General features: G+C 70.8%; 12 protein-coding genes and 1 tRNA gene. 11 read left to right on the forward strand and 2 right to left on the reverse strand.

Features of this window, described 5'->3' with window-relative positions:
- Nucleotides 1-53 precede the first annotated feature (53 nt).
- From VNE62_04225 to VNE62_04240, 4 genes are all read left to right on the forward strand, one after another.
- Complete coding sequence (locus tag VNE62_04225) at nucleotides 54-974, forward strand: N(4)-(beta-N-acetylglucosaminyl)-L-asparaginase (GenBank protein ID HVE91499.1); 921 nt, start codon at nucleotides 54-56, stop codon at nucleotides 972-974.
- A 45-nt stretch (nucleotides 975-1,019) separates the two neighbouring features.
- Nucleotides 1,020-2,117, forward strand: coding sequence for an ABC transporter ATP-binding protein (locus tag VNE62_04230; protein HVE91500.1), 1,098 nt, complete (start codon nucleotides 1,020-1,022; stop codon nucleotides 2,115-2,117).
- Between the two features lie 110 nt (nucleotides 2,118-2,227).
- On the forward strand, nucleotides 2,228-3,250 hold the full coding sequence (locus tag VNE62_04235; GenBank protein ID HVE91501.1) for an iron ABC transporter substrate-binding protein: 1,023 nt from the start codon (nucleotides 2,228-2,230) through the stop codon (nucleotides 3,248-3,250).
- Nucleotides 3,251-3,253: 3 nt separating this feature from the next.
- Nucleotides 3,254-4,891, forward strand: coding sequence for an iron ABC transporter permease (locus tag VNE62_04240; GenBank protein HVE91502.1), 1,638 nt, complete (start codon nucleotides 3,254-3,256; stop codon nucleotides 4,889-4,891).
- Between the two features lies 1 nt (nucleotide 4,892).
- Here the strand turns inward: VNE62_04240 and VNE62_04245 are convergent, their stop codons facing one another.
- Nucleotides 4,893-5,942, reverse strand: coding sequence for an NAD-dependent epimerase/dehydratase family protein (locus VNE62_04245; GenBank protein HVE91503.1), 1,050 nt, complete (start codon nucleotides 5,940-5,942; stop codon nucleotides 4,893-4,895).
- A gap of 143 nt (nucleotides 5,943-6,085) precedes the next feature.
- Here VNE62_04245 and VNE62_04250 point away from each other — a divergent pair, with 143 nt between their 5' ends.
- Genes VNE62_04250 through VNE62_04270 form a run of 5 tightly spaced genes read left to right on the forward strand, consistent with a single transcriptional unit; the run spans nucleotide 6,086 to nucleotide 10,379 of the window.
- Nucleotides 6,086-6,775 carry a response regulator transcription factor gene (locus tag VNE62_04250; protein ID HVE91504.1) on the forward strand — a complete coding sequence of 230 codons (690 nt, stop codon included), beginning with the start codon at nucleotides 6,086-6,088 and terminating at the stop codon, nucleotides 6,773-6,775.
- Nucleotides 6,772-7,773, forward strand: coding sequence for an ATP-binding protein (locus tag VNE62_04255; protein HVE91505.1), 1,002 nt, complete (start codon nucleotides 6,772-6,774; stop codon nucleotides 7,771-7,773). Before VNE62_04250 ends, VNE62_04255 begins: the two co-directional genes overlap by 4 nt.
- Nucleotides 7,770-9,239, forward strand: a complete 1,470-nt coding sequence (locus VNE62_04260; protein ID HVE91506.1) for a DUF4173 domain-containing protein — start codon at nucleotides 7,770-7,772, stop codon at nucleotides 9,237-9,239. Before VNE62_04255 ends, VNE62_04260 begins: the two co-directional genes overlap by 4 nt.
- A complete protein-coding gene (gene ribB, locus VNE62_04265) occupies nucleotides 9,236-9,913 on the forward strand; it encodes a 3,4-dihydroxy-2-butanone-4-phosphate synthase (protein HVE91507.1) in 678 nt (225 codons plus the stop codon). The genes VNE62_04260 and ribB overlap by 4 nt, the downstream gene beginning before the upstream one ends.
- Before the next feature lie 37 nt (nucleotides 9,914-9,950).
- Nucleotides 9,951-10,379 carry a ferritin-like domain-containing protein gene (locus VNE62_04270; protein ID HVE91508.1) on the forward strand — a complete coding sequence of 143 codons (429 nt, stop codon included), beginning with the start codon at nucleotides 9,951-9,953 and terminating at the stop codon, nucleotides 10,377-10,379.
- 97 nt (nucleotides 10,380-10,476) lie between these two features.
- Here VNE62_04270 and VNE62_04275 read toward each other — a convergent pair whose 3' ends face one another.
- Nucleotides 10,477-10,716 (reverse strand): hypothetical protein, encoded by a 240-nt coding sequence (locus VNE62_04275; protein HVE91509.1) that lies wholly within the window; start codon nucleotides 10,714-10,716, stop codon nucleotides 10,477-10,479.
- A 182-nt stretch (nucleotides 10,717-10,898) separates the two neighbouring features.
- On the opposite strand from VNE62_04275, the gene VNE62_04280 reads away from it, so the two are divergent.
- Together VNE62_04280 and VNE62_04285 are read left to right on the forward strand one after the other, a co-directional pair.
- A tRNA-Gly gene (locus VNE62_04280) sits at nucleotides 10,899-10,971 on the forward strand.
- A 174-nt stretch (nucleotides 10,972-11,145) separates the two neighbouring features.
- Nucleotides 11,146-12,151 (forward strand): hypothetical protein (locus VNE62_04285; protein HVE91510.1); only part of this gene is annotated, 1,006 nt, incomplete at its 3' end.

Below are 12,151 nucleotides of genomic sequence, written 5' to 3' on the forward strand. Positions count from 1 at the left end.
GGAGACACCTCGCTCGTCACGTCCCTTGCCCGCAAGCAGGCCCGGACGGCCCGATGATCCTTGTATCCAGCCACAATGGAGGCCCGGGCATGGACGCCGGATGGAGCGTCCTGTCGTCCGGGGGAACGGCCCTGGACGCCGTCGAGGCGGCCTGCCGGCTCGTCGAGGACGAGCCCTCCGACCACACCGTCGGGTACGGCGGCTATCCCAACGTCGTGGGCGAGGTGGAGCTCGACGCCTCGATCATGGACGGGTCCACCAGGCGGGCCGGCGCCGTCGGGGCCCTTCGCGGCTACCGTTACGCGATCACCGTCGCGCGAGCGGTCATGGACAGGCTCCCCCACGTGCTGATCACCGGCGACGGGGCGGCGCGGATCGCAGAAGAGCTCGGCATGCAACGCGAGGACCTGCTCACGCCTGAAGCGCGCCGTGTGTGGCAAGCAGGCGTCGACCGCCACGGAGGACAGATCACGGGCCGGTCGATGTCCGAGCTGTCCAAGCTGGCCGCCGACCCCGAGCAGGCGGCGGGGACGGTCAACTTCATCGCAATCGACTCCGCCGGCCACATCGCCAGTGGCGTCAGCACCAGCGGGTGGGCCTGGAAGTTTCCGGGACGGCTCGGCGACACGCCCGTGATCGGCGCAGGCAACTACGCCGACGACCGATGGGGGGCCGCGGCGTGCACGGGCTGGGGGGAGATGTCGGTCCGGGCGGCCACCGCCCACTCGGTGGTGTCGGCGCTACGGGCGGGCGTTCCGCTGCGCACGGCATGCGAGGACGCCGTCCGCGACCTGGCGGGACTGCACGATCCGGTGTCCGAGGTCCTGATGCACGTGGTGGCCGTGGACTCCCACGGCAACCACTGCGCCGCCTCCACCCGTGCCGGCCGCACCTATCTCGTCCGCGGCGAGGACGGCGGCACCCTGTCCCTGCCGCGGATGCACGTCGACCTGGCAGCCGGAGACGGGGCCTAGAACCGTTTACGCTGGCTGCGCCGGATGCACAGGAGACAACTTGCGATGCTTCACCGCTCCCGGTCCCCCGCGCCGGTGACGGCGCACGCGCCGGGCTCGCCGCCTCCGCCTGCCGTGGGCTGCCGCGGCCTGGCCAGGTCCTTTGGGCCGGTGGCCGCCGTGCGCGACTTCTCGCTGGAGGTGTCGCCCGGGGAGATCATGGCGCTGCTCGGGCCGTCCGGGTGCGGCAAGACCACGTTCCTGCGGCTGGTGGCCGGCTTTGAACGCCCGGACACGGGCACCATCGAGCTGTCCGGCCGGATCGTCGCGGGCAAGGGACGATACGTGCCGCCGGAGCGCAGGCGCGTGGGCGTCGTGTTTCAGGACTACGCCCTGTTCCCGCATCTGACGGTGGGCGGCAATGCCGGCTACGGAGTGGACGCCTCCGCCCGGCGCTCGCGGGTACACGAGGTACTGGACCTGGTGGGCCTCGCGGGACTTGAGGACCGCTACCCCCACGAGCTTTCGGGCGGACAGCAGCAGCGCGTGGCGCTCGCGCGGGCGCTGGCCCCCGAGCCTTCTCTGCTGCTGCTCGACGAGCCGTTCTCGAACCTCGACGCCGCCCTTCGGGTGCGGGTGCGCGCGGAGGTCCGGGACATTCTTCGCGCCGCCGGCACAGCCACGATCTTCGTAACGCACGACCAGGAGGAGGCGCTCAGCCTGGCCGACCGCGTGGCGATCATGGCGCGCGGCCGCCTGCACCAGGTGGACCCGCCGGACCGCGTCTACACCCGCCCGGCGGACGCTTTTGTGGCCGGCTTCGTGGGCGGCGCGAACCTTCTGGACGGCTGGTCCGACGGCCACGACGTCGGATGCAGCGTCGGAACGCTCAACCCGCTGCAGGCACCCCCACCGGGTCCCGCCGTGATCGTGGTCCGGCCGGAGAGCCTGCGCCTGCGTCCGGAGCCCTCCGGTCCCGCGGTCGTCACACGCGCCACGTTCTACGGACACGACCAGCTGGTCGAGGTCCGGATGCCGGACGGGACCACGGTGCGGTCCAGGATGGGACCGGCTAGGTTCTTCGAGACCGGCGACCGGGTTGGGGTCGTCGTCGTGGCAGACGAGGTCATCGCCTTTGCGAGGGACGAGCCACCGCCTCAGTAGCCTCGTCGCCGCGCCTCGAGGGCGTGCGCCGGATTGACACGCGCTGAAATCCCTTCTTAATCTCACCGCCGTTGGTTTATGACGGCTTTCCCCAGGTGAGAAAGGTAGTCATGAGGCGTTGCGCCGCGGTCCTGGTCCTGCTCCTGGCCTCCGGTTGCGCGTCCACCGAAGACAAGCCCCCACGGTCCAGCCCGGGGGCCGGACGCAGCGAGCTCACCGTCTACTCCGGCCGCACCGAGGACCTGATCCGCCCGATCATCGAGCGCTTTGAAAAGCAGTCCGGGATCAAGGTGAAGGTGCGGTACGGGGACACCGCCGCGCTGGCCTCCACGCTGCTCGAGGAGGGGGACCGGTCCCCCGCCGACGTGTTCCTGGCCCAGGACGCCGGCGCGCTGGGGGCCGTGTCGGAGCGTGGCCTTTTCGCCAACCTGCCGGCCAGCGTGGTGGACCGCGTCCCACAGCGGTTCCGGTCGCGTGACGGGTCGTGGGTCGGACTGTCCGGACGTGCCCGCGTCGCCGTCTACAACAAGCAGCAGCTGCCGGATGCCGAGGTGCCCGAGTCGGCGCTGGACCTGACCGGGCCCAAGTGGAAGGGCAAGGTCGGCTGGGCCCCCACCAACGGGTCATTCCAGGCGTTCGTCACCTACCTCCGCAAGCTCCAGGGCGACGACCGTGCCCGGACATGGCTCCAGGCGATGAAGGCCAACGAGGCCAAGGCCTACCAGAACAACATCGCCATCGTGAAGGCGGTGGCGGCCGGCGAGATCCCGATCGGACTCGTCAACCACTACTACCTCCTGGAGCTCTCGCGGGAGGACCCGTCGATCTCGGAAAAGGCCGCCAACAAGTTCTTCTCGAAATCGCCCGGCAGCCTCGTGAACGTCGCGGGGGCCGGGGTTCTCAAGACGTCCAAACGCCGCGACGACGCGGTGAAGTTGCTGGAGTTCCTGCTGTCCGACGACGGCCAGGGGTACTTCGCCACCAAGACGTTCGAGTACCCGCTGGTAGCGTCGGTCAAGCCCGACGCGAAGCTTCCTGCGATCGACTCGATCCAGTCCCCGGACGTGGACCTGTCCGACCTCAAGGACCTCCAGGGGACGCTGGCTCTGCTGCGCGAGACTGGAGTCCTGTAGGACGTGCAAGTCCCGAGCGCGCCGGCCGCGGTCCTGGAACCGCCGTCCGGCCCCCCGTCGGGGCGCCGGAGCCAGCCAGCCGGCCGGCCGGCTCCGCCGGCGCTGGCAGCCGCGTCCGGGGCGGTGGCGGTCATGGCGCTGCTGCCGGCCCTGTACCTCGTCGTGCGGGCGGCCGGCGGCGACCCGGCTGCGGTCGTCCGCCAGGCGCTGGACTCCCGGACCCTGGCCCTGCTGGCCAGATCGTGCGGACTGGCCGCCGCCGTAACCGCGTCCTCGACCCTGATAGCCGTCCCGGCGGCGTGGCTGACGGTCCGCACCGATCTTCCCGGCCGTAGGACATGGGCGGTCCTGACCGCGCTGCCGCTCGTGATCCCGTCCTACGTCGGCGGCTACGCCTTCGTGGCCGCATTCGGCCCCCGGGGCGTCGCCCAGCAGTGGCTGTCCGGACTGGGCGTGGAAAGGCTCCCGTCGATCTACGGGTTCGCGGGCGCGTGGGGGGTGCTGACGCTGTTCACTTATCCCTACGTCCTGATGACCGTCAGGTCGGCAATGAGGGGTCTGGACCCGTCCGTCGAGGAGGCCGCCCGCAGCCTGGGGCGGCGCAGCTTCATCCGGGTGACCCTTCCTCAACTCCGCCCGGCGATCGCGTCCGGCGCCCTTCTCGTGGCTCTGTACGCGCTGCACGACTTCGGCGCGGTCTCGCTGCTGCGCTTTGACTCGTTCACCCGCGTGATCTACCAGCAGTACCAGTCGTCGTTCGACCGGCGGTCGGCGGCGATCCTGTCCCTGGTGCTTGTCGCTGTGACGCTGGCCGTCGTCACGGCGGAGGGACGCACCCGCACCCGGGCCCGCTACTACCGGGCCCACTCGGGCGCGGCCCGCCGGGCGCCGGTGACCGCCCTTGGGCGCTGGAGGTGGCCGGCTTTCGCCGCCTGCGGGCTGCTTGTGTTGGCCGCCCTGGTCGTCCCGGTGGGGATAGTCGGCTACTGGTTCGTAAGGGGAATGGCCTCCGGCGAGAGCGCCGGCTTCACGCTGGGGGCAGCCGCGGGAAGCCTCCAGGCCTCCGCGCTGGGCGCGGTCGCCGCCCTGGTCGCGGCGTGGCCGGTCGCCCTGCTGTCGGCGAGGCATCCGGGGCGATTCGCCGGCGTCGTCGAGCGCAGCTCGTTCGTCGGCTACGCCCTGCCGGGGGTCGTCGTGGCCTTGTCGCTCGTGTTCCTGGGGACCCGGCTGGTTCCGGCGCTGTACCAGACAAGGGCGATGCTCACCTTCGCCTACGTCGTGCTGTTCCTTCCGCAGGCGGTCGGTGCGCTGCGGGCGTCCCTGCTCCAGGTCCCCCCGGAGGTCGAGGACGCGGCGCGGTCGCTGGGCTCGAGTCCGATGACGGTCATGCGGCGCGTCGTCGCGCCGATGGTCCGTCCGGGGGCCCTCACGGCGCTGGCGCTGGTGTTCCTGACGGTGATGAAGGAACTGCCGGCGACACTGCTGCTTTCTCCGATCGGATTCCAGACGCTGGCCACCCGGGTGTGGGGTGCGACCAGCGAGGCATTCTTCGCCAGAGCGGCCGCCCCGGCCCTGGCCCTTGTGGCTCTGTCCTCAGCGCCCCTTGCCTATCTGGTGTTCCGGGAGTCGCGCCGGCGGTAGGTCACGACGTCCCCCCGTCGCGCTTTCCGACGCCGGACAAAAACTCCCGCAGCCGCAACGGCCCGCCGCTGCGCGCTGACAACGGCGGCGTGTCGACGCTGTCCCCGCGCCCGATTCCCTCCAGCAGGTCCCGCAGCGCGTCCGTCGCGCTGACCGCCGGAATCCACCCGAGGTCGCGCCTGGCTCTGGTCGTGTCCATCAGCGGGCACTGGAGCGCGAGGTCCACCCACCCGGGGTCGGTCGGGTGCAGCCTCAGCCACCACGACGCCGCCACAGCCGCTCGCAGGACGGGGGCCGGGACCCGCACACGCCTGCCCCCCAGAGCCTCGGACAGCGACCGGGGGTCCAGCACCGGGTCGGCCGCCACGTTGAAAGCCCCCCGGACGTCGCGGGTGATGGCGAGGCGGTAGGCCTCGGCAACGTCTGTGGCGTGCAGCGCCTGGAACCGCAGCGCCGGCAGGTCGGGCACGACCGGCATCCGCGAACCGACCAGCCGCCGGGGAAGCAGTGGGCCGGCGAACAGGCGCCGCACCCCCGACCCGGCCTCCGACTTGAAGATCAGTCCCGGACGCAGCCTGACCACCCGGATGCCCGGGTTGTCGCGCTCGAACACGTCCAGCAGCCTTTCCACGTACGCCTTCTGGACGGAGTACGGCGACGACGCGATGCCGGTGGTCGGCCAGCTCTCGTCCACCGCCCTGTCCTTGGGTCCGGGGGCGTATGCGCCGATCGAAGATGCGTAGACGACGGCGGGCACGCCGGCCGCAGCGGCCGCTTCAAATACACGGGCGCTGCCCACGACGTTCGTCGCCCACAGCGCGGCAGGGTCGCGCGACGGCTGGATCAGCCATCCGAGATGGACCACCGCGCCGGCTCCGCGGAAGTGCGGGACGAGGTCGGTTGAGGCCACGTCGGCCTGCGCCCAGGTGACCTTGTCCGGCTTCCACCGGGGCATGCGGCGGGCGAGACCGAGCACCGACTCGATGGACGGGTCCGAGGCCAGTGCGCGCAGCAGGCTCGTCCCGACGTTTCCGCTGGCTCCGACCACCACGACTCGCAACAGGGCCTCCTTTTGGTCGCTCGGCAGAGATGCCCTTCGCGCGACCTCGCGAAACCGCCGGCCCGCCTGCCCTGCACGGAATCTGCACACGGTCGGTGAGACTTCTGCATACCGGCTGCATAGGCTGATGCCACATGGACCCCACCCGAATCGTGGTCGTAGAGGACGAGGCCCCCATTGCGACTGCGGTGGCCGCCCGGCTTCGAAGCGAAGGGTTTTCGGTCGAGATCGCCGCGGACGGACCCTCGGCGGTGAGGACCTGCGAGCGGGTCCGGCCGGACCTGGTGGTGCTGGACCTCATGCTGCCGGGGCTCGACGGGCTGGAGGTCTGCCGGCGCATCCAGCGCGAGCGCCACGTGCCCGTGCTGATGCTCACGGCGCGCGGCTCCGAGGACGACCTCGTCGTGGGGCTTGCCGTCGGGGCCGACGACTACCTCACAAAGCCCTTCAGCCTCCGGGAGCTGGTGGCACGGGTCCACGCGCTGCTTCGGCGCGCGGCCCGCGCGGCCGACGGTCCGGAGCAGCTGAGGCTGGATGGCGTCGACGTCGACCCGGCCCGAAGGCGCGTGCTGGTGCAAGGCCGCGAGGTGCACCTGACTCCTACGGAGTTCGACCTGCTCCACACTCTGGCCGCCCAGCCCGACGTCGTGTACACGCGGGAGCGGCTTTTGTCGGAGGTATGGGGATACAGGGACGGGTCGGGAGCCAGGACGGTGGACTCCCACGTGCGTGCGCTGCGGCGCAAGCTCGGGTCGGACCTGATCCGGACCGTCCACGGCGTCGGGTACGCGCTGCGCGCCCGCAAGGGGGCCGAGGCCACGTGAGGCCCCTGGACTTTCTTCCCTCCATCAAGCACAAGCTGTCGGCGGTGATCGTCGCGTCCATCGGCGTCACGGTCGTCGTGATCTCGGCCGGGGTGAAGCTGAAGCTGTGGCCGTACCTGACGGTCGCGCTGGCGGGGGTCCTTTCCATCGCGATGGTCCAGGTCCTGGCGCGGGGGATGACGTCGCCGCTGCGGGAGATGGCAGCGGCCGCGAAGGCCATGGCGCGCGGCGACTACGCGCGCCGCGTCACGGCCACGTCGCGCGATGAGGTAGGCGACCTCGCGCGGGCGTTCAATGCCATGGCGGCGGAACTCGCCGAGGTGGACCGTGTCCGCAGGGACCTGGTCGCCAACGTCAGCCATGAGCTGCGGACCCCCATCACGGCGCTGCAGGCGGTGCTGGAGAACCTGGTGGACGGCGTCCAGGACCCGGACCCCGAGACGTTCCGGACGATGCTGTCGCAGGTCCAGCGCCTCGGCCGCCTCGTCGCGCAGCTGCTGGACCTGTCGCGGCTGGAGTCCGGCGTGGTCCCGCTGCAGCCTCACCGGTTCGAGGTCGCGTCGCTGCTGGAGCAGGCCGTCGGCGAGTCGCGCCTGCACGCGGGGCAGGTCCGGCTGGCGGTGGACGTCCAGCCTCCGGCCCTGGAGGCTTTCGCGGACCCGGAGCGGGTCCACCAGGTGGTTGCGAACCTGCTCGAAAACGCCGTCCGTCACTCCCCCGCCGACGGGACCGTCAGCGTCGCGGCGCGCCGGGAGAACGGACACGTCCGGATCGAGGTCGCCGACGACGGACCGGGAATCCCCGAGCAGGACCTCACTCGCGTGTTCCAGCGCTTTTATCGCGCCGACGCCTCCCGCGCTGCCTCCGACGGCGGCACCGGCCTCGGATTGTCCATCGCCCGATGGATCGTCGACCTGCACGGCGGGCACATCCGTGCGGAGCGCCGGGAGCCTGCCGGGTGCCGGATGGTCGTCGAGCTGCCGGGGGAGGGACCGTGACCGTCGCAGGCGCACCAACCGCAATCGTCAACCCCTACGCCGCGTGGACGGGGACGCCGCATCGAGGGGTCACGGGGGCCGAGGCGGCCGTGGCGGTGGCCGCCGGGGTGGGACTGGACCTCGCTCTGCGCTCGGGCGTGGCCGTCACCGCGTCGGTCGCCCTGATGGCCGGAGTGGTCATCGCCCTGATCTTGAGTCGGCGCCTGGTCAATCCGCAGTCGGTGGCCCTGGCCGCCGCATCGCTGGTGACGGGGTCCTTTCTGGCTCTGCGGGCCTCGGCCTGGCTCCTGCCGCTGGACCTCCTGGTGTCCGGCGCGCTGCTCATGGCGGCATGCTCGTACGCCAGAGGCGGCAGCGTCGTGGACGTCACGGTGCCCCGGCTGGTGCAAAGAGGGATCCAGGCTGGGCTTCAGGGCCTCCTCTCGCCGGCGTACCTCGCCTCCGGCCTGGCCGCCGCGGGCGGCGGACGCCGGGGGATTCCCGCGGTGTTGCGCGGACTGGCGCTGGCGACGCCCGTGGTGCTGGTCGTCGGCCTGCTCCTTGCGTCGGCCGACACGGTGTTCGCCTCCTTCGTCCGCTTCGACCTCGCCACCGCCGTCGGCAAGGCGATCGTCGTCTGCGTCGGAGCCTTCGGGTTCGGCGCCCTGCTGCGGCTGACGGCCGTCCGGCCCCCGCCGGACCCGGCCCACGGTGTCGCACGGCTCGGCAGCATCGAGTGGACGATCCTGCTCGGGTCCCTGAACCTGCTCCTCGGGGCCTTCGCGGCCGCAAGACTGGTCGCGCTTTCCGAAGGCGGCCGCAGGGTCATCGAGTCTGCCGGGCTGACCTACGCGGAGTATGCGCGCTCCGGGTTCTTCCAGCTCCTGGCCGCCACCGTCCTGATCCTCGTCTGCCTGCTGGGGGTGCGTGCGGTCGCGGACACGACCGGTGCGCTGCGGCTACGTTTCCACTTCCTGTCCCTGGGGGTCGTGGCGCTGACGCTGGTAGCCGTAGCCTCGGCCCTGCACCGGCTGCACCTTTACGAGCGGGTGTTCGGCGCGACGATGCCCCGGCTGGCCGCCAAGGCCGTCTGCTTCTGGATCGGGGTCGTCCTGATCGCCCTGGCCATCTGCATCACCGGGAATCGCCGCTGGTTCTGGTTCGCCACCGCGGCATCCGGACTCGTCGTGCTGATCGCACTAAACGTGATGAACCCCGAGGCCTACGTCGTGCGCAGGAACGTGGACCACGCGCTACAAACCGGCCGGTTCGACGGCGACTACGTCGGATGGCTGTCGGACGACGCCGTGCCGGAACTGGTGCGCGCGCTTCCGCGGCTGAAGCCGGAGGCGCGGGTGCGGGTTCTGGAGCATGTGTGCTGGGGACGCCGGTACGCTCCCGACGGCTGGTGGGCCGAGAACGCCTCGGCGGCGAATGCAGAGGACGCGCGGACGGCCGCGTGCGGAGGACAAAGGACCGCGCGATGAGGTTTGCACCCATACCGGAGGCCGTGGACAGGCTCGCGTCGGGGCAGATGGTCGTGGTCGTGGACGGGCCCGACCGCGAGAACGAGGGGGACCTGACCATGGCCGCCGCCCGGGTCACGGCCGAGGCGATCAACTTCATGCTGACCTTCGCCAAGGGGCTGGTCTGCATGCCCTGTCAGCCGTCGAGGCTCGACGAACTCGACCTGCACCCGATGGTGACTTCGAACACGTCCGCTCACGAGACGGCCTTCACGGTGTCCGTCGACCACCGGACCGCCGGAAGCGGCATCTCGGCCGCGGACCGCGCGACCACCATCCGCAGGATCCTGGACCCGGAAAGCGTCGCGGGGGACTTCATGCGGCCGGGCCACGTGTTCCCCTTGCGGGCCAGAGCCGGCGGAGTGGTGGAACGCGCCGGCCACACCGAGGCCGCCGTCGAGCTGGCCGCGATGTCGGGACTCGGAGCAAGCGGCGTGATCTGCGAGGTCCTCAACCGCGATGGCACCGTCGCGCGACTGCCGGACCTGACGGACTTCGCCGCGGTCCACGGACTGGTCGTCGTGTCGATCGAGGACCTGATCGCCCACCGGGCGCGGACGGCCAACGGTGCCGGCTCCAACGGATCCGCCCGCCGAGCCGCCGGCGCTCCCAGCCGCTCGGGCGCCGGTGGGTAGTCTGGTCGTCCCAGGCCACCAGAAAGGAATTTCGCCCATGGACAAGACCAAGCTGATCGAGCTGCTCAACGACGACCTGGCGCACGAGCTGCAGGCCGTGCTCACCTACCTGCACCAGTACGCGACGGCCGGCGGACTCAAGGGCCACGAACTGCGGGAGATCCTCGAGCCGGAGATCGTCGAGGAGCTGGACCACGCCAAGTTCCTGGCGGACAAGATCGTCTCCCTGGGCGGCAAGCCGAAGCTCCAGCCGGCGCCGTTCGAGGAACACGCGGACGTCAAGGCGATGCTCGAGTACGACCTGAGCCTCGAGAAGGAGGCGATCCAGGGGTACACGGAACGCGCCGAGCAGGCCAAGGAGTTCGGCGACGTGGGGCTGTCCGTGCGGCTGGAGGACATGGTTGCCGACGAGACCGAGCACGCCGAGACGATCGAACGCCTGCTGCGCGGGTTCAGCGACTTCTAGCCGCCGCTCCCGCACATCGGGCCGCGGCATACCAAGAAAGCCCCGGGTTCGATGCTCCCGGGGCTTTCTTGGTCTCGCCCACTGCCGCCGGACCTCGCTAGGAGATCTTCGCGGTCTTGAAGTACCTGGCCAGGACCTCGCCCACCGCCCGCGACCACTCCTGCTCGGAGATCTTCAGGTCGATCGGCAGGTCCAGCCTCAGTCGCGCCCGGCCGTCCTCAAAGGAGATGACGTCCTCGTCGATCTCCGCCTTCAGAACCACCGGCACCGCCCGTCCGTCGTACAGCCACTCGTCCTCGATCTGCATGGACAAGCTCCCTGCAAACGTCACTCGCATTCAACCCTCCAAAAACGTCGTCTGGGGCCATCCTGCGAGCGCTTCCTCCGTGCAGCCTTCACCGACTACAACGGAATAGGCCTCGATTCCGGCCGGGGGGGGTCGAAGGCGTCGGGCCCAGGGTCTCGCGGCCGGGGAGGCTCGCTACCCCTGCATCCCACAATGGGTAAAATGAGTGCGCTGCGGACGTAGCTCAGTTGGTAGAGCACTACCTTGCCAAGGTAGATGTCGTGGGTTCGAATCCCATCGTCCGCTCTCACCTAGGTCCTGGCCAAGGGCGTTTTGGTTCAGGCCGAGGCGGCCCCGGGCTCCAGCCGCCGTCGAACCGCCCTCGGTGAGGGGCTATGTTGAGTCGTGGACAGGGCTGGCGCTCCGCCGCGGGGCAGCAGAAGGACCAACGCTCTCGCCGCCATTCTCTTCGCTACCTCTGTGGCGCTTGCGGCGTGGAGCCTGCTGATGTCCGTCGCCAACGCCCCCGTCAGGCACGGCGCGACGGCAGCTTGGAACGGGTTTGCCGAGGCCGGCGCCTGGTCGGCCCAAATGCTCACCGCCTGTGCTCTGGGCTCCCTGGTGGCCGTCCGCAGCCGCGGGAACCGCGCCGGCTGGGCGTTCGCCGCAGGCGGCCTGACGGGCCTGCTCGCCGTCGCCGCAGACCAATACGCCGGCTTCGCGCTGGTGACCCATCCCGGGACGTGGGCCGGGGGCGTGGCCGCCCGGTTCGTCTCCTTTATCGCGTTTTGCGCCTGCTGGACGCTTCTCGGCGCGATCCTTCCGCTGGTCTTCCCGACCGGTGGGACCGTGTCCCGCCGATGGCGGCCCTTTGTGTGGCTCGCGGCGGCGGGGGGCGCGGGCTTCGCCGCCATGATCTTCAACCCGGCGGCCTTCCGCGACGACGGGATGCTCGGCAACGTCCCGTCGGTGGTGAACCCGGTGGCGCTGCCGGGGATGGTGTCCGTGGTCAAGGCGATCACGGACGCGGGACTCCTGGCCCTGTTCGCGGCGTGCTTCGCGGGCGTGGCCTCGCTTGTCGTCCGAGCTGTGAGGTCGCACGGGGACGAACGCCAGCAGGTGAAGGTGGTCGCCTACGCGGCGGTCATGGTCACCGTCGCCTCACTCGCCATCGCCAACTGGGCCCGCTACGTCGACCACGTCCCGGGCGCGCGCGGAGCGATCTCGGTCGTGGAGGTCCTGATATTCCTGGCGCTGCCGGTGTCACTGGCCCTGTCGGTCCTCAAGTACCGCCTGTACGACATAGACCGGCTCATCAACCGGACGTTCGTCTATGCCGCCCTCACGGCAACCCTGGCCGCCGCCTACGCCGGCGGGGTGTTCCTTCTCGGCCAGGCGACCAGACCTCTGACCCGGGGATCCGATGTGGCCGTGGCCGGGTCCACGCTCATGGTGGCGGGACTGTTCAGGCCGGCCAGGGCGAGGC

This window comes from Actinomycetota bacterium (assembly GCA_035536535.1).
Classification (GTDB): domain Bacteria; phylum Actinomycetota; class JAICYB01; order JAICYB01; family JAICYB01; genus DATLNZ01.